The sequence below is a fragment of the Ensifer adhaerens genome (assembly GCF_013283195.1).
Lineage (GTDB): Bacteria > Pseudomonadota > Alphaproteobacteria > Rhizobiales > Rhizobiaceae > Ensifer > Ensifer adhaerens_G.
In genome coordinates this window covers 1,015,926-1,032,919 of record NZ_JABEKT010000002.1, presented here as the reverse complement: position 1 = coordinate 1,032,919, position 16,994 = coordinate 1,015,926, and the positions used below count along the sequence as shown (strand labels likewise).

Annotated in this window: 18 protein-coding genes; 8 read left to right on the top strand and 10 right to left on the bottom strand. The window is 63.0% G+C overall.

All coding sequences use genetic code 11. The features are described 5' to 3' along the window. Positions 1-2 precede the first annotated feature (2 nt). The 4 genes from LPJGGPFB_RS21105 to phnF form a co-directional block, all read right to left on the bottom strand. On the bottom strand, positions 3-629 hold the full coding sequence (locus tag LPJGGPFB_RS21105; protein ID WP_173421868.1) for a hypothetical protein: 627 nt from the start codon (positions 627-629) through the stop codon (positions 3-5). 33 nt (positions 630-662) lie between these two features. After that, positions 663-2,057 (bottom strand): selenium-binding family protein, encoded by a 1,395-nt coding sequence (locus LPJGGPFB_RS21100; protein WP_173421867.1) that lies wholly within the window; start codon positions 2,055-2,057, stop codon positions 663-665. A 293-nt stretch (positions 2,058-2,350) separates the two neighbouring features. Further along, positions 2,351-2,800, bottom strand: coding sequence for a hypothetical protein (locus LPJGGPFB_RS21095; RefSeq protein ID WP_173421866.1), 450 nt, complete (start codon positions 2,798-2,800; stop codon positions 2,351-2,353). 104 nt (positions 2,801-2,904) lie between these two features. Further along, complete coding sequence (gene phnF, locus LPJGGPFB_RS21090; protein ID WP_173421865.1) at positions 2,905-3,642, bottom strand: phosphonate metabolism transcriptional regulator PhnF; 738 nt, start codon at positions 3,640-3,642, stop codon at positions 2,905-2,907. A gap of 84 nt (positions 3,643-3,726) precedes the next feature. Between phnF and phnG the strand changes: the two genes are divergently transcribed. The 7 genes from phnG to LPJGGPFB_RS21055 are packed head-to-tail and all read left to right on the top strand — an operon-like array spanning position 3,727 to position 8,882. Continuing rightward, a complete protein-coding gene (gene phnG, locus LPJGGPFB_RS21085) occupies positions 3,727-4,194 on the top strand; it encodes a phosphonate C-P lyase system protein PhnG (RefSeq protein WP_173421864.1) in 468 nt (155 codons plus the stop codon). Next, the gene (gene phnH, locus LPJGGPFB_RS21080) at positions 4,194-4,802 is read left to right on the top strand and encodes a phosphonate C-P lyase system protein PhnH (RefSeq protein WP_173421863.1); all 609 of its coding nucleotides are present in this window, start codon (positions 4,194-4,196) and stop codon (positions 4,800-4,802) included. The genes phnG and phnH overlap by 1 nt, the downstream gene beginning before the upstream one ends. Before the next feature lie 3 nt (positions 4,803-4,805). Further along, on the top strand, positions 4,806-5,912 hold the full coding sequence (locus tag LPJGGPFB_RS21075) for a carbon-phosphorus lyase complex subunit (RefSeq protein ID WP_173421862.1): 1,107 nt from the start codon (positions 4,806-4,808) through the stop codon (positions 5,910-5,912). After that, positions 5,909-6,787 carry an alpha-D-ribose 1-methylphosphonate 5-phosphate C-P-lyase PhnJ gene (locus tag LPJGGPFB_RS21070; RefSeq protein WP_173421861.1) on the top strand — a complete coding sequence of 293 codons (879 nt, stop codon included), beginning with the start codon at positions 5,909-5,911 and terminating at the stop codon, positions 6,785-6,787. The genes LPJGGPFB_RS21075 and LPJGGPFB_RS21070 overlap by 4 nt, the downstream gene beginning before the upstream one ends. Then, a complete protein-coding gene (gene phnK, locus LPJGGPFB_RS21065; protein WP_025429075.1) occupies positions 6,784-7,560 on the top strand; it encodes a phosphonate C-P lyase system protein PhnK in 777 nt (258 codons plus the stop codon). Before LPJGGPFB_RS21070 ends, phnK begins: the two co-directional genes overlap by 4 nt. Positions 7,561-7,563: 3 nt before the next feature. After that, complete coding sequence (gene phnL / locus LPJGGPFB_RS21060) at positions 7,564-8,271, top strand: phosphonate C-P lyase system protein PhnL (RefSeq protein WP_173421860.1); 708 nt, start codon at positions 7,564-7,566, stop codon at positions 8,269-8,271. Beyond that, positions 8,268-8,882 carry a DapH/DapD/GlmU-related protein gene (locus LPJGGPFB_RS21055; RefSeq protein WP_173421859.1) on the top strand — a complete coding sequence of 205 codons (615 nt, stop codon included), beginning with the start codon at positions 8,268-8,270 and terminating at the stop codon, positions 8,880-8,882. The genes phnL and LPJGGPFB_RS21055 overlap by 4 nt, the downstream gene beginning before the upstream one ends. 91 nt (positions 8,883-8,973) lie before the next feature. On the opposite strand, the gene LPJGGPFB_RS21050 is transcribed toward LPJGGPFB_RS21055, so the two are convergent. The 6 genes from LPJGGPFB_RS21050 to LPJGGPFB_RS21025 all read right to left on the bottom strand — a co-directional run bounded on the left by LPJGGPFB_RS21050 (position 8,974) and on the right by LPJGGPFB_RS21025 (position 15,987). Next, a complete protein-coding gene (locus LPJGGPFB_RS21050; RefSeq protein WP_173421858.1) occupies positions 8,974-10,692 on the bottom strand; it encodes a dihydroxyacetone kinase family protein in 1,719 nt (572 codons plus the stop codon). 14 nt (positions 10,693-10,706) lie between these two features. Beyond that, positions 10,707-11,645 (bottom strand): sugar phosphate isomerase/epimerase family protein, encoded by a 939-nt coding sequence (locus LPJGGPFB_RS21045; RefSeq protein WP_173421857.1) that lies wholly within the window; start codon positions 11,643-11,645, stop codon positions 10,707-10,709. Between the two features lie 41 nt (positions 11,646-11,686). After that, entirely contained in the window at positions 11,687-13,240 is a 1,554-nt protein-coding gene (locus LPJGGPFB_RS21040; protein ID WP_173421856.1) for a tripartite tricarboxylate transporter permease, read from the bottom strand. A gap of 36 nt (positions 13,241-13,276) precedes the next feature. Then, complete coding sequence (locus LPJGGPFB_RS21035; RefSeq protein WP_173421855.1) at positions 13,277-13,777, bottom strand: tripartite tricarboxylate transporter TctB family protein; 501 nt, start codon at positions 13,775-13,777, stop codon at positions 13,277-13,279. 105 nt (positions 13,778-13,882) lie between these two features. Then, positions 13,883-14,869 carry a tripartite tricarboxylate transporter substrate binding protein gene (locus tag LPJGGPFB_RS21030; protein ID WP_173421854.1) on the bottom strand — a complete coding sequence of 329 codons (987 nt, stop codon included), beginning with the start codon at positions 14,867-14,869 and terminating at the stop codon, positions 13,883-13,885. 74 nt (positions 14,870-14,943) lie between these two features. Next, positions 14,944-15,987 (bottom strand): 4-hydroxythreonine-4-phosphate dehydrogenase PdxA, encoded by a 1,044-nt coding sequence (locus LPJGGPFB_RS21025; RefSeq protein WP_173421853.1) that lies wholly within the window; start codon positions 15,985-15,987, stop codon positions 14,944-14,946. A 205-nt stretch (positions 15,988-16,192) separates the two neighbouring features. On the opposite strand from LPJGGPFB_RS21025, the gene LPJGGPFB_RS21020 reads away from it, so the two are divergent. Beyond that, positions 16,193-16,879 (top strand): GntR family transcriptional regulator, encoded by a 687-nt coding sequence (locus tag LPJGGPFB_RS21020; RefSeq protein WP_173421852.1) that lies wholly within the window; start codon positions 16,193-16,195, stop codon positions 16,877-16,879. Positions 16,880-16,994: the final 115 nt, after the last annotated feature.

Genomic DNA, 16,994 nt, shown 5'->3' with positions numbered 1-16,994 from the left:
GCTTATTGGACGAGAAGCGCGACACCGGTTGCGCCAAGCGCAAGGGTCCAGAGGCGATCGAAGTTGATCCAGGCGGAGCGGAGGGCCGAGAGGCCAAGCCATTCGAAGACGGCGAACGCCACCGCGGCAATGACCGCGAGCATGACGCCGCTATGAACCGCCAGGGCGGCAAGCGAGATCGGTAACGAACTGGCGATCGCGAGTTCGTTACCACGGTCCGCGAGGCAGAGGCTAAGGACCGCCGGCACCAGCATCAGGCCCGCGCCATGGCTCGTCGCCATGAGGAACGACCAGACCGCGAGGCCGGCCATACCGGTTTGCATTCCGACCCGGACGCGGTGGCGATGTCCATTAACTGCGCTGTAGCCGGCAACGCAAAGGATGAGGACGGCCGCGGCAATTCGGAAACGGTTCGGATCGAGCGCCGTGCCGAATGCGGCGAAGACGAGAAGGACCGTCGCGATGGAAAGGGCATGGCCGATCGCGATGGGAATGAGGGACAGCCAGACGGTCCGCCGACTTTGACGGTGAAGCCCGAGCGCGACGGCAAAGAGCCAGCCCATTGCCGGATTGAGGCCATGAAAAGCACCCAGGCCTGCGAGGGAAAGCCAGGGCCAGAGGGTCGTCATTCGCCCAGGTAGGGCTGCACGGCCGCACCCTCCTTAAGGATAACAGTAGGAATCGGACGAGCAGTCGCCGCCTTCGAGGCGAACCTGATGCGGGCGATGACCTTTCGGCCAGTCGACGAAAAACTTTTCGTCGAACCTTATCCCGCCACCGTCAGCGACATCCAGCTTGACCATCCAGCCATCGATGCCCTCGGGATAGAACTGCGGATCGATTGCCCCGTAGAGCGAGTTGGTGAAGTAGACCCGCTTGCCGTCCCGGCTGATCTCGACCATTTGCGGACCGCCGTTCAACGCTCCGTTTTTGGCCTTCGGATGGGTCGCGCGCGAAACAATGCCACCGATCCGCACCCTCCCCGTCTCCTTCGGGTTGAAGGGATCGGAAACGTCATACTGGATCATGTCACCCGTGCCCCAGCAGGAGACGTAGAGAAAGCGATCGTCCATCGACAGGTCGATGTCCGTAACGAGCGGCGCAACCGCGCTGAAGCCCTTGAGCACGGGTGGCAGCAGATTCGGATCGGCGGGCTCCGCCGGAATCTCGATCACCTTCTTTACCGCCCATCGGTCGCCATCGCGATACCAGGTCCAGATCGATGCGGAGAGGTCCTTGAGGCTGATGACGCAGCCAACGAAGCCGTAGGCCTTGGTCGGATCGTGGGCTGGCCGCAGCTCGAAGACGAGCTGGTGCTCCTCCCCGAAATCCATCTCCTGCAGGTGCTTGCGCTTGTGCAGATCCCAGAAATGCAGCCTGCGACCGTATTTCGAACCGAGCAGAACCTCGGGAACCAGCCCGTTTTCGAAGGTATCCGGAGTGCCCCATTCGCTGGTGACCATGGTGTCATGGCCGAGATGCCACCAGAAATCATAGGCAAGCTTTTGCGGCCCACGGTCCATTTCCCATTGACCGAGCACGTCGAAACTCTGGTGATCCAGAAGGAAGATGCCGCCGGGCGCGTTGCCGTTACGGTCCGCGAGTGCGTTGACGTAGATGCCCTCGGGACCGCAATGCGTGGTGTGCAGCCGCGAGTAGTTCGCCTTTTCGGCAATTTCCTCGGGCTCGATCACACGCACGATCTTCGGATTGCGGGGATCCGGCTTGGTGTCGATGATGTGAAGCCGGGAGGACCTCAAGCCGGGCACGATCAGATAGCGACGCTCGACATGCGGGTGTGGCGCGTTCGGACATAGGCAGGAAGAGCAGGCATTCCAGCCGAAATGGTGCAGCTCATCGCCGACATTCGGCATGTCGACCTGCCCGACGATCTGCGAATAGTGCGGCGACGTCGGATCGACATCGACCACGGCGATCGCATCCGGCCTTGCTCGCTCCGGATCGAACGCTGCGACATAGGCTAAGGTTTCCTTCGGAGCCTTGGCCGCCATGCGTGGTGATGGATAAAAGGAAGGATCGGGTCGCCACGTCGCCATTTCCATTCTCCCTGGAGAATTCCCAATGCGCGGATCCTGATGCAAGGCTTGGTGATGCGGCAAAAACGCGTCGGAAATGCGGCGTCTTGCCTTACTTCCTCAAAGGGAGCATGCACCTTCCAGCTAGGAGTTCACTTGGTCATAGCCTTGGGCCTGCCGCCGTGCGTGCGGCTCAATCTTAGTTCTCGAACAGCCACCGCTTTAGCTCTGGCTGTCTGTTTGCCGTTGAGGGAACTACGGGTACCGAGAAGCCCCTCGCCCGCCTCTAACGCTCCACCGCGGGCATGCCGTTATCATTCGTCACTGATGTTGATCTTGCGAACTTCGCCCAGCCCCTCGTCATCGCCGCGGGGCCGCCGGTCGTAGCTGATCTTCACATATGATGCCGGATCGCGGTCGCTCCCTGACGCGAACACGACGGACAACTGGCTACCTTTAAGGGCGAGATGCACCGCGAACGGCGCATCGCGCCCGGCATCGATGTCGGTACGCCACCATCCGGTGCCGCTGGCATAGGAGGTGAAGCCATAATTGTCAGCGTTCACGACGGCCGACCAGCCGGCTTCGCTCACAACAGTTAGGACAGTGCCGTGTCTGACGACGCTGAGGCAACCGTGGCAGCGGATGAGAGTAGAACCGGCTGCACGCCACAGTCCCGGAAGGCGACCGTCCTCCGCCCGGGAGGGCAAGGCCGGCAGCAAGAAAGCACCCAATAGCGCCATTGCGCCGACACGTCCGATCAACGAAGCGCCTCTTCAGAAAACTGCCCGGAACATTCTCTTTTTGGTCGATTCGAAGAATAATCGCAACCCAAGAGGGCAGCAAGAGAAATCAACAACCCGAATGATCACGTCTCGATCTTCAGCTTCATCCTGTCCGCAGCGAAACAGCTGCGGGAATATTCGACCGGCTTGCCATCGAGATCCGCGTTGATCGAGTGCGTTTCCAGCACGATCGCACCGGCCGACAGTTTCAGTTTGGAAAGCTCGTCGCCGTCGGCGTGCCGCGCGACAATTTCGGTCGATACGCGCACGTAGTCGTCAAGGCCGTGGGCGGCAAAGGCCTTGGTCACGGAATGCAATTGCTCGAACGCCTCCGCCATGCGCGGAAAACGCGCGGCCGGATAATAGCTTGCGGACACCGAGAGCGGCCTGCCGTCACCGCTGCTGACGGTGCGCAGCTCGATCACCGGGTCGCCGGGTGCTATGCCCAGCGACGTGGCGATCTCGCCTGAAGCTCTCAGTTCTGCATGCCCGAGCAACCGGGTGCCGATCTCCTTCACCTGCCGTCCGAGCCCTTGCGAGAAGCGGGTGCGGCGGGAGATCGGATAGCTCACGCGCTCCTTGCGTTCGATCATCGTGCCGCGCCCCTGCACGGCCCGCACCAGCCCCTCCTCGGCAAGAGCCGCCAGCGCGCTCCTGACCGTATGCCGGTTGACACCGAACTCGCCGGCGAGAACCGTTTCGGGCGGCACCATGCCGGCGGCATCGTAATCGCCGTTGCTGATCGCCAGCCGGATCCGGTCGGCGATCTGGCGCCAGAGCGCGACACCTGTCTGCCGTTCAACCACTTTTCGAATTGCCATGTCACAAGCCTGTCATTTCCCGCCGTTAAGGAAAGGTATAAGATGTACACTTGTCTAGATCAATAGACATTTGAGGTGAAAGTGATGGATGCGAAGCTGAAACAGGAAAGTCCGCCGGACATGGCACGCAAGGAATGCATGCGGCTGCTCGCCCGCGCGTCTTTTGAAGAACTCAACGCAGCCTGGGAGGCACTTGCCGACAAGCCAGATGTTTCGCCCGTTCGCGGGCCGGAGACCGGTCTCGTCATGGTGCGCGGCCGCATCGGCGGCGGCGGCGATGCCTTCAATCTCGGCGAAGCGACCGTCTCCCGCGCCACGGTCCGGCTATCGACCGGCGAGATCGGCCATGGGCAACTGCTCGGTACTGACAAGCAGCGGGCCCGCCTTGCCGCAATCTTCGATGCCCTTTTCCAGCGCGATGCCAACCGGGCAGCCGTCGAGGCACTTCATCGGCAGATCGCTTCGCGCATTGACACGGAGGACCGCCGCACGGCTGAGGAAACCGCTGCCACGCGCGTCGACTTTTTCACCATGGTTCGCGGAGACGACTGATGGCCAGCCAATCGCAAATCTTCGCCGGCGCCTTCGCTGACCCGGTGTTTTCCGCCCAATCCGTCTTCAAGAGCCTGATGGATGGCTTTGCCCGTCCGGGACAGATCATGCGCCTGGAAGCGTCGAGCGTTCCGCCATCACCGATGGGTGCCGCTGCCGGCGCCGTCGCCCTGACGCTTTGCGATCACGACACGCCCGTCTGGCTGACGCCGGCCCTTGCCAAGTCTGCAGTTCCGCAATGGATCGCGTTCCACACCGGCGCGACTGTGACCGACAGCAAGACGGATGCCCGCTTTGCCATCATCGAGAAGGGCGCACCGGTGCCCGGCTTCGACCAGTTTTCGCTCGGCACCCAGGAATATCCGGATCGCTCGACGACGCTCGTGATCGAGATCGAAGCGCTTTCGGGCGGCGTGCCGCTCACGGCACGTGGCCCCGGCATCAAGGATGACGTCACCATCGCCGTGCGTGGCCTGCCTGAAGTCTTCCTCGATTTCTGGAGTGCCAACCGCGCCATCTTCCCGCGCGGCATCGACCTCGTGCTGACATCAGGCGACAGCGTGCTCTGCCTGCCGCGCACCACCCGCATTGCCCGACAGGAGGTTTAACCCATGTATGTTGCTGTAAAGGGCGGCGAAGCCGCCATTGCCAACGCCCACCGCCTCCTTGCCGATCGCCGCCGCGGCGACCGCACGCTGCCGTCGATCACCATCCAGCAGGTCGTCGAACAGCTTGGCCTTGCCGTCGACCGCGTCATGGCCGAGGCCTCGCTATACGACCGGGAACTCGCGGCGCTTGCCGTGCGCCAAGCACGCGGCGACATGATCGAGGCGATCTTCATCCTGCGCGCCTACCGCACGACATTGCCGCGCTTCGGCTATTCCGAGCCGGTCGATACCGCAACCATGAAAGTCGAGCGCCGCGTGTCGGCCACCTACAAGGATCTGCCAGGCGGGCAATTGCTGGGTCCGACCTTCGACTATACCCACCGCCTGCTCGATCCCTCGTTGATCGATGACGCCGCGGTCGAGGAACCGGCCGTCAAGGAACCGGGCGAACATGTGATGCGCGTCTCTGACATTCTCGACGGCGAGGGCCTGATCGAGGGCGACGGCCGCATGCCGGAAGGCCATGTCATGGGCGACCTCACGCGCGAGCCGATGGAGTTTCCGATGGCCCGCGACCTGCGCCTGCAGGCTCTTGCGCGCGGCGACGAGGGCTTCCTGCTGGCGCTCGCCTATTCGACCCAGCGCGGCTACGGCCGCACCCATCCCTTCGTTGGGGAAGTACGCATCGGCGAGGTGGAAGTCGAACTGGATCTGCCCGAGCTCGGTTTTGCCGTCTCGCTCGGCGTTGTCCGCGTGACGGAGTGCCAGATGGTCAATCAGTTCATGGGCTCGGCCAAGCAGCCGCCGCAGTTCACCCGCGGCTACGGCCTCGTCTTCGGCCAGAGCGAGCGCAAGGCAATGTCGATGTCGCTGGTCGATCGCGCACTTCGCACCGACGAGTTCAGCGAAGACATTGTCGCGCCGGCACAAGATCAGGAATTCGTCATTTCGCATGCGGACAACGTCCAGGCGACGGGTTTCGTCGAGCACCTGAAGCTGCCGCATTACGTCGACTTCCAGGCGGAACTAGACCTCGTCCGGCGCATGCGCCGCGACTATGACGCTGCCCGGACCGGCAGCCAGGACGGCATGAAGGAGGCCGCCGAATGACCGACCTCGCCACCTACAACTTTGCCTATCTGGACGAACAGACCAAGCGGATGATCCGCCGCGCCATCCTGAAGGCGATTGCCATCCCCGGCTACCAGGTTCCCTTCGCGTCGCGTGAAATGCCGATGCCTTATGGCTGGGGCACCGGCGGCGTGCAGGTTACCGCCTCGATCCTCGGCCCGAAGGACGTGCTGAAGGTTATCGACCAGGGCGCCGACGACACCACCAATGCCGTGTCGATACGCGCCTTCTTCCAGAAGGTCGCCGACGTCGCGGTGACGACCAAGACGAAGGAAGCAACGATCATCCAGACGCGCCACCGCATTCCGGAGGAAGGCCTGCGCGAGGGCCAGACGCTGGTCTACCAGGTGCCGATCCCCGAACCCTTGCGCTTCCTCGAGCCGCGCGAGACCGAGACCCGCAAGATGCATGCGCTCGAGGAATACGGCTTGATGCATGTGAAGCTCTACGAAGATATCGCCCGCAACGGTCATATCGCCACCACCTATGCCTATCCGGTCAAGGTCGAGGGGCGTTACGTCATGGATCCGTCACCGACGCCGAAGTTCGACAATCCGAAGATGCATATGTCGGAGGCGCTACAGCTTTTCGGCGCCGGTCGCGAAAAGCGCATCTATGCGGTTCCGCCCTATACCGAGGTCGTCAGCCTCGACTTCGAGGATCACCCTTTCGAAGTTCAGAAGTTCGACAAGCCCTGCGCGCTCTGCGGCGCCGAGAATGTCTACCTCGACGAAGTGGTGCTCGACGACAAGGGCGGGCGCATGTTCGCCTGCTCCGACACCGACCATTGTGAAGACCGCCGCGACTGCGGCCATGCCGGACACATGCTTGCCCGAAAGGAAGCCGCAGAATGAGTGCCGTACCGCTTCTCAAAGTCAACGACGTCTCGAAATTCTACGGCAGCCGCATCGGTTGCCGGAACGTCTCCTTTGACCTTTTTCCAGGAGAAGTGCTGGCGATCGTCGGTGAATCCGGCTCCGGCAAGACGACGCTTCTGTCCTGCCTATCGACCCGGCTGATGCCGACATCGGGCATCGTCGAATATCATATGCGTGACGGTCAGTACCGCGATCTCGCCCGCATGGGCGAGGCCGAGCGCCGCTTCCTGATGCGCACCGACTGGGGCTTCGTCCACCAGAACCCGGCCGACGGCCTGAGGATGACCGTCTCGGCGGGCGCCAATGTCGGCGAGCGGCTGATGGCGGTCGGTGATCGGCACTATGGCAACATCCGTGCGGCCGCCAGCGACTGGCTGGAACGGGTCGAGATCGGCATCGACCGCATCGACGACCAGCCCCGCGCCTTCTCCGGCGGCATGCGCCAACGCCTGCAGATTGCCCGCAATCTCGTCACCTCCCCTCGCCTCGTCTTCATGGACGAGCCGACCGGCGGCCTCGACGTTTCGGTCCAGGCGCGCCTGCTCGATCTCGTGCGCGGTCTCGTGCACGATCTTGGCCTTGCCGCCATCATCGTCACCCACGATCTCGCCGTCGCCCGGCTTCTGTCGCATCGCATGATGGTGATGAAGGACGGCGCCGTCATCGAGCAGGGCCTGACCGACCGCGTGCTCGACGATCCGCGCGAGCCTTATACCCAGCTCCTCGTCTCCTCCATTTTGCAGGTGTAAACAATGGCTACGCCCCTTGTAGTTTCCGAAGTCGCAAAGAGCTTCACCATGCACCTGCGCGACGGTATCCGCTTGCCCGTCGTCGCCAACGTCACCTTCTCGGTAAAAGCTGGTGAGTGCGTAGTGCTCGGCGGCCCCTCCGGCGTCGGCAAGAGCTCGATCCTGAAAATGCTCTACGGCAATTACGGCGTCGACGAAGGCCAGATCCTGATGGAGCACGACGGCAAGCTGGTGAACCTGGCCACCGCCGAGCCGCGCACCGTGCTGGAGGTGCGGCGCGCAACGCTCGGCTATGTCAGCCAGTTCCTGCGGGTCGTGCCGCGGGTGTCGGCGCTCGACATCGTCGCCGAGCCGCTGCAGGGGCGCGGTGTTGCCATCGAAGACGCCCGCGCCCGCGCCGCTGAGCTTCTGTCGAAGCTCAACCTGCCGACGGCGCTGTGGTCATTGCCGCCGGCGACCTTCTCCGGCGGCGAGCAGCAGCGTGTCAACATCGCCCGCGGCTTCATCACCGACCACAAGATCCTGCTGCTCGATGAGCCGACGGCCTCGCTCGACGCAAAGAACCGTGCGGTGGTGGTCGAGATGATCGCCGAGAAGAAGGCCAAGGGCACGGCCCTGATCGGCATCTTCCACGACGAGGAAGTGCGCGACGTGGTTGCCGATCGCATTCTCGACGTGTCGGCCTTCTCGCCGCGAAATGCTGCCGCATGAGCCAGAAACTAGGGCTCGAGCCCTTCATCCACCCGACAGCCAGCGTCAACAACTCGACGCTTGGCCGCTACACCGAAATCCAGGAGCGCTCGCGCCTGGAAGAGGTCGAGTTCGGCGACTATTCCTACATCATGCAGGACGGCTCGATCTGGTGCGCGACGGTCGGCAAGTTCGTCAACATCGCCGCCGCCGTGCGCATCAACGCCACCAACCATCCGACCTGGCGCGCGACGCTGCACCACTTCACCTACCGCGCGCCCAACTATTGGGACGATACCGACGTCGACCACGATCTCTTCGCCTGGCGCCGGTCAAACCGGGTGACCATCGGCCATGATGTCTGGATCGGACACGGTGCAACACTTCTGCCCGGCGTCAATGTCGGCAATGGTGCGGTGATCGGCGCCGGCGCGGTCGTCTCCAAGGACGTCGCCCCCTACACGATCGTCGGTGGCGTGCCGGCGAAGCTCATCCGTGACCGGTTCAATGACGGCATCGGCGAGCGCATGGACAGCCTCGCCTGGTGGGATTGGGATCACCTGCGTCTGCGCAAGGCGCTCGACGATTTCCGCGACCTCACGGCCGAGGAATTTCTGGTGCGCTACGCCTAACGACACGGTTCGCGGAAACGAAGACAACAAAAAGGGCGCGGTTGGGAGGACCCGCGCCCTTTTTGCGAGGAATGGACCGGACGACTTTGCTTTAGGCGTCGACGGCTTCCTTCAGAAGGTCGGCAGCCACGCGCGCAGTCAGCGCAAGCGAAACGGCGCCCGCATCCGGATGGCCGATGCTCTTTTCGGCGAGAGGTCTCGCGCGACCGAGCTTCGGCGTCAGGCTGGAGGTGGCCTCGGCCGCGTCAGTCGCGGCTTTGGCTGCGATCTCCCAGGCCGCGATCAGCGACTTGTGGACCCCGAATTCCCGCTCCAGCGTATCAACGAACGGGACGAGCGCATCGACCAGCGTCTTGTCGCCGATGCGGGCGCGGCCGAGGCGGGTCACGCCTTCCAGCGCCAGCCGCGCACCTGCGACGACGGCCGCATCCGACGGCTTGTCGTTGTCGGAAAACGCGTTGCTCCAGGAGCGAAGAAGCAGACCCCAGATCGCACCGGAGGTTCCACCCGCACGGTCAGCCCAGGCATCGCCTGCGGCAGCAAGCACGCTGGCAGCGCCGGCGCCGCCTGCAACTGCTACGTTAGCGGCCTCACTGGCTGCCGCCGAACCGCGGCGCATGCCCTGGCCATGATCACCGTCGCCGGCCACGGCATCGATGCGGCCGAGTTCGTCTTCAGCTTCCCTCAGGGCGTCGGCGACCTTCCCGATCAGCCGGGCAATGCACTTGCCGCTTTCCTTCGACGCCTGCGAGGCAGGCGCGAAGGTCGCTGGGCCATCCTCGTCGGAAATCACGTCGGTCGCCGGCTCGGCGTTGATGATCACGCCCTTGCGGAGCACCGGCGCATCGCAGGGCGCACGCCAATAGGTTTCAAGCTCTTCGTCGAGCCAGAGCAGCGACAGCGAGCAACCCTGCATGTCCAGGCTGGTGACGAATTCGCCGCATTCCGGATCGACGATGTCGAGGCCGGCGGCCTTCAATTCCTTCTCGACGGAGACCCACAGAACGAAAAGCTCTTCGTACTTGGTCGACCCGAGGCCGTTCAGCACCGGCGCGACCTTCTTGGTTCCGGCCGGGCGTTCGGCCAGCAGCTTGCCGACGAGCAGCTTCGCAAGCTCGGTCGCAGACACAATCTTTTCTTCGCTGATCCCCGGCTCGCCATGGATGCCGAGGCCTAGTGCCATTTCGCCCTTCGGAACGGTGAAGAGCGGGTGGTTCGCGCCCGGAAGCGTGCAGCCGCCGAAGGCCACACCGAAGGAGACGGTGCGATCATTGGCAAGACGGCTGACCCGCTCGACTTCGTCCAGCGACAGGCCGGCTTCGGCCGCAGCGCCCGCGATCTTGAAGACAACGAGGTCACCGGCAATGCCACGGCGCTTGGCGGCGATGTCAGCGGCAGCGCTGGCAACGTCGTCTGTCACCGGCACGATGCGTACGTCGACGCCTTCGGCGCGCAGCCGCTCGGCGGCAACGCCGAAATTAAGCACGTCGCCGGCATAGTTGCCAAAGCCGAGCAGGACACCGCCGCCCTGGTCGGCATGGCGGCAAACGCGTGCGACAGCAGCAGTCGACGGCGAGGCAAAGACATCACCGGCAACGGCGGCATCCGCCAAGCCCGGGCCGACATAGCCGGCAAAGGCCGGATAGTGGCCAGAGCCGCCACCGATCACGACCGCGACCTTGCCCTTCGGCACCTTGGTCGAGCGCACGACGCCGCCCTTCACCAGGCGGACATTGCGGGCATAGATGGAGCTGAAGCCGGCGAGCGCGGTTACGGCGAAATCTTCCGGTGCGTCAAAGATCGTGGTCATCGCTACTTATTCCCTTAGTCGCGAGGCAGAATGCGCCTCAGGTAATCCCGGTTGGTCGCGCTGACGGAGAGACCATCGCCACCATAATGCTCGCAGAGGAACGGGCTCTGGAACCCGTGCGAAAGCGCCAGGCGAATGGCGGTCCGGTAGTTGATCACGCCGAACTCCAGCGGGGCCGGATGGGTGACGATCAACCCCGAAGTCTCGTCCTCGGTGCGGTTGTAATTCTTGACGTGCCAGTATTTGGCGAACGGCGCAACCTTGGCCATCATCTCCTGCCAGTGCTCGACCGGACGATGCAGGCGGATCAGGTTGCCGAGGTCGGCGTTGATGCCGACATTCGACAGGCCGACGTCGGTGACGAAGCGCACGGCGCTGTCGGCCGAGCCGATATAGGTGTCTTCGTACATTTCGAGCGCCAGCTCGATGCCGAGCTCTTCCGCATGGCGGCCAAGCTCGCGAATGCGCGTCAAACCCTTCTGCCAGATGGCGGCGTCATCGGGGTTCTTGACGCCATCGACGGTCCAGAACCACAGCACCTTCTTCTGCGCGTCGGTCAACGGACCGAAGAAGCCGAAGGAAACAGAACCGGCCCCAATTGCCGCCGCCGTATCGATCACCCGGTGCCCATAGGCGAGGTACTCGTCGCCATGGACAGGATCGATGACGCTGCGGCGCGCGGTGGAGATCCCCGGCATGGTCAGGCCGAGATCGCGCGTCAGCTTGACGAAGCTTTCGAGCCGAGCCGGCGGCAGATCCGCAAGCCGGATCCAGCTGTCGGTCGGGTCGAGCTCGGTAAAGCCGGCATCGACGACGTCGTCCAGCGTCAGAGCCCATTCCTCGACCGACTGGTCCTGAACCGAGCGGCCGTCGGCCAGAATGTTCGGATACTGGATCATCGCGGCCGCAATCGGCCAGGTGTCACGGTTCCATTTGCGCGGCGCATTTGCCATGGCGTTCCCCCAAGTCTTCAAAGTTTGGTGCGGCGGCTCCGTCAAGCCGCCGCGCTACCGCCGCCCTGCGATGTCGCATCGTCTTTCGATGTCTCATCGCTCTTGCGCTTGCGAACCAGGCCGATCAGTCCGAAGACGACAGGCGACAGCAGCATTGCCAGGCCAAGCGCCATCAGAGACGAAACCAGGGCGTTCGACCAGAAGATGTTGAGCGAACCGCTCGACAGCAGCATCGACTGGCGGAAGGCATCCTCGGCCTTGTCGCCGAGCACCATGGCGAGCACCAGCGGCGCCAGCGGATAATCAAGCTTTTTGAAGACGTAGCCGAGCACGCCGAAGCCGATGACCATGAAGATATCAGAGACTGAATTGGCAACCTGATAGGCGCCGGAGAAGATGACGGCCACGATGATCGGGCCGATGATCGAGAACGGCACGCGCAGGATCGATGCGTAGAGCGGTACGGTGGCAAGCACCAAGATGACGGCGACGACGTTGCCGAGATACATCGAGGCGATCAGGCCCCAGACGAAATCAGGCCGGTCGGTAAAGAGCATCGGACCGGGGGTGAGACCCCAGATCATCAGGCCGCCCATCATGACGGCGGCCGTGGCCGAGCCTGGAACGCCGAGCGCCAACATCGGTAGCAGTGCGGAGGTGCCGGCCGAGTGGTCGGCGGTTTCCGGTGCGACGATACCGCGCGGATCGCCCTTACCGAACTTCGACTTGTCGCGCGCAGAGCGACGGGCGACGCCGTAGCTCATGAAGGAGGCCGCGGTCGGGCCGGCGGGCGTGATGCCCATCCAGATGCCGATAATGGTCGAGCGGGCGATCGTCAGCCAGTAGCGCGGGATTTCGACCAGCGTGCGGCCGATTTCGGCAAGCTTGACGCGTGCCTTGATGCCTTCGAAGCGCAGGCCTTCTTCCGTCGTCAGCAGGAGTTCGCCGATGCCGAACAGGCCCATCACGGCAATCAGGAAGCTGACGCCCTTGATCAGTGTCGGGATGTCGAAAGTCAGGCGCAGGTCGCCGGAGATCGTGTCCATGCCGACGGAGGCAAGTGCAAAGCCCATCATCATCGACACGAGGGTCTTGAACGGCGATTGCGCGCCCATCGAGATGAAGCTGGCAAAGGCGAGGAAGTAGACCGCGAAATATTCCGGCGACGAGAAGCGCAGAGCGAAGTTGGCGACCCAGCCCGACAGGAGCGTGATCATGACGACGCCGGCAAGCGCACCAATGCCGGCCGACACGAAAGCCAGCGTCAAGGCACGGCTCGCCTGGCCTGCCTTGGCCATCGGATAGCCGTCGAAGGTGGTCGCTACCGAGGACGGCTCGCCCGGGATGTTAAACAGGATGGATGTCGTCGAACCGCCGAACAGCGCGCCCCAATACATGCAGGAGAGCAGGATGATCGCGGAGATCGGATCCATGGAGAAGGTCAGCGGAAGCAGCAGCGAAACGCCGTTTGGCGCACCGAGGCCGGGCAGAACGCCGACGAGGATGCCGAGCGTGACGCCGACCATCATCAGCAGGATGTGATTCCAGCTGAGGATGTGGCCGAAGCCATCGATCAGAAGACCGATATTTTCCATGTCATTCCTCCCGGGGAAACTTTTAAGAGGTCGGGATCAGTAGATCCCGAACCAGGCCTCGACCGGTCCCTTCAAAAGCGGAACCTTGAAGCCGATCTCGAATACGATGAAGAAGAAGAGCGAAACGGCAACGCCTGACGGCAGCGCGATCCACCACTTGTAACGCCCCTGGAAGAGCATCGCGCCGGCGATGTAGAGGGCAGTGCCGACATAGAGCCCGAGCCAGGCGGAAACGCCGGCAAAGGCGATAAGTGGCAAGAAGAACGAGGCGACGACGCGGGCACGGGAACCGTCGATGAAGATGTCACCTGTGCCGCGATGTTTCACGAAAGCGCCGATCGCATTCGCGACGCTTCCCAGGATGATCAGAGCACCGATGTAGAAGGGAAAATAGCCAGCCTCGGGGCCAAAATCGCTCCACCCGGCGCCGACATCGAAGGCGCCATAGCAGACGGCGGCGCCAAAGATGCCAGTCAACGCGGCTACGCCAAGCTCCACCGCGAAGCGGGAGAGCCCATTCGCACTGTTCTCACTCATGATCGTGACCTTTCAAACCGGTTGACGGGCGCTCTGAAGCATCCTGTAGGCGTCAGACTTGACGCGCGGCGCTACAGAAGCGCCCGTCCCGATATATCGCCAGTTTTAGTTGGCGAGCCAGCCTTCGCGCTTCAGAACTTCGCCGACTGCGGCGCCGTCCATCTCGATGGCGGCCTTGAAGTCGTCGCCAGCGATGTAGGAAGGAGACTGCGAGGTATCGGCCAGATACTTCGCCCACTCCGGCGTTTCGGAAACCTTGCGCATCAGGTCCGCATAGAACTTGACCGCATCGGGTTCAACGCCGGCCGGCAGCCAGACGGTGCGCGGCATTGAGTAGTTGTCGATGGCAATGCCGGAGTCCTTGCAGGTCGGGATGTCGCTCCAGCCCTTGTCTCCGGCAACCTTGGCATCGTTCGTCAGCTTGACGCTCTTGAAGACGCAGAGCGGCTTGACCATGCCGGCCTGCCACTGACCGAGGTTTTCGCTCGGATTGTTGACGTTAGCGTCAAGGTGTTCGCCGGCGAGCTGTACAGCCGCTTCGCCACCGCTCTTGAACGGGATGTAGTTGATGGTCGCGCCGGTCGCCTCGTTGATCATCGAGGTCAGGATCTGGTCGACGTCCTTCGACTGGCTTCCGCCGATCTTCAGTCCGCCTTCCTTGGCCTTGGCGGCAAAGTCGGCAGCCGTTGCGTACGATGCCTTGCCATTGACCCACAGAATGAACTCGTCGGAGGCGAGCGCTGCAACCGGCGTCAGGTCTTCGGCCTTGTAGGGCACCTTGGCGCGAACGGGCAGCAGGTAGGCATTGTTGGTGCCGAATGCGAGCTTGTAGGCGTCGCCCTTGTTGGTTGCCGTGTAGACGAAACCTTCGGCGCCGCCGGCGCTGCCCTTGTTGGTGACGACAACAGGCGCCTTCATCAGTTCGTACTTGCCGATGATCGCCTGGATCGTGCGGGCGAAGATGTCCGTGCCGCCGCCCGGGCCGGCCGTAACGACGAATTCAACCGGACGGTCGGGCTCGAAAGCCGAGGCCGGAGCAGCAACGCCGAATGCGGCTGCCATGATGCATGCGAGTGAAACGGATTTCTTCATATCTAGTCCTCCCATTGGGTGAGATACGGCGCAAGACCTCCTCCTGCGCCGGTAGTGCTTGAAAGCGTGCGAATTCAGGCGGCAGCCTTGAGGGCAGCCTTTTTCTTCGCCATGCGAACTGCGAGCAGAAGCGCCTCGCGGCTGGCACCGACATCGGCGATGCCCTTGCCGGCGATATCGTAGGCGGTGCCGTGCGCCGGGGTGCAGAGCGCGAACGGCAGGCCGCCCATCATCGTCACACCCTTGTCAAAGCCCATGAGCTTCATCGCGATCTGGCCCTGGTCGTGGTACATGGTCAGGACGGCGTTGTAGCCCTCCTTGAGCGCACGACCGAAAACCGTGTCGGCCGGGAACGGACCATCGACATTGAAGCCGAGCGCTTTGGCCTTCGCGACCGCCGGCTCGATAATGTCGATCTCTTCCATACCGAAGCTTCCGCCGTCGCCGGCATGCGGATTGAGACCGGCAACAGCGATCTTGGCGTCTTCGTGACCGGCTTCCTTGAGGCAGGCGCGGGTGAGCTCGAGCTCGGCGATGATGCCTTCGATCGAAAGGTTGTCGGCCACTTCCTTCAGCGGGATATGCGAGGTGACGCGCGCATTCCAGACCTTCTCCAGAACATTGAATTCGCGAACCTTGCCGGTGAAACCAAGCACGTCGGCGACGAAGCGGATTTCGTCGTCATAGCCCGGATAGGCAAAGCGCATGGCCTTCTTGTTGAAGGGCGTGAAGCAGACGGCTTCAGCCTTGCCGGCATGCGCCAGCTCCAGAGCCGTGCGGAAGTTGCGCGTGGCGAACGTCCCGCCAGCAAGCGTCGCTTCGCCGCGGTCGACATCTGCCGGATCGAGATGGCCGAGGTCGACGAACACGTGGCGAGCGGTTCCGGCCTTGTCGAGATCCTCGAGCGTCGAGGGCTCGAGATCAAGCGTCAGGCCGGCAGCCTTGGCGCCTTCATCCAGAATGCGGCGATCGCCGATCGTGATGATGTGGGCGGCTTCCTTGATCTCGGGAAGGGCCAGCAGCCGCGCGGTCAGCTCGGGGCTGATGCCGGCGGGATCGCCCATGGCAAGCGCGATGACAGGACGCGCGCCGTTCGCGGCAGCACCATTGGTCGTCATGTGAGATGTCCTCCACTTCATGCTTTTCGACGGCTGTCATACGTTATTCAAAATTCTGCATCAAGTCTTTTGTATTCTGTATGCAGCATTTTCTGTTGACGACGACCTGCCCTGCCTCCATGCTTCAATCAGACAGTGCTGATTCAATCGGCACGCACGGGGAACGGACGGCCGACACGCGGCCGCCAAACGCAGAAGCGAAATGATGAACGAAATCACACCATTGGAGAGACGCGCCGACGGCGGCCCCGGCCCGATCAGGCGCACGGCTCTGCATGACACGCTGGTCAGTCACCTGCGCGACATGATCATCGAAGGCGATCTGTCGCCAGGCACGCGCCTGCATGAAGGTCAGCTCGGCGAACAGCTCGGCGTCTCGCGCACGCCCTTGCGTGAAGCCATCAAGTATCTGGCGAGCGAAGGCTTGGTCGAGCTCGTGCCCAGCCGCGGCGCCGTCGTGAAGCGCTTCAGCGCCAAGGACGTGCACGACATGTTGACCGTGCTGCAGACGCTGGAGGAGCTTGCGGGCAGGCTCGCCTGCGACGCGGCAAGCGACGCCGGCATTGCCGAAGTGCGTGCGCTGCATGACGAGATGGTCCGCCGCTACAAGATCGGCGACCGGCTGCAATACTACAAGCTCAACCAGCAGATCCATTCGGCGATCGTCCAGCTCGCCGAAAATGCAGCGCTTGCCGACATGCATGGCGTCCTGCAGACCCGACTGAAGCGCATTCGCTTCATCGGTCACGAAGGCCCGGAGAAATGGGCAGCTGCCGTCGCCGAGCACGACGAAATGATCGTCGCGCTCGAGGCACGCGACAAGGTCAAGCTTTCCGAAGTGTTGGGGCGGCACCTGATGAACGCCTGGGAGCGCGTGCGGGCGTCAGTTTAACGGCAACAGCGCACTATCGCCGATCTATCCAGACCTGAGCGCGCCTCGCGTTAACGCCCGTGGCGGGTGCGCCGATGCGATCGGCGCCTTCATAACGCCCCGTCCCGCCCGCCGT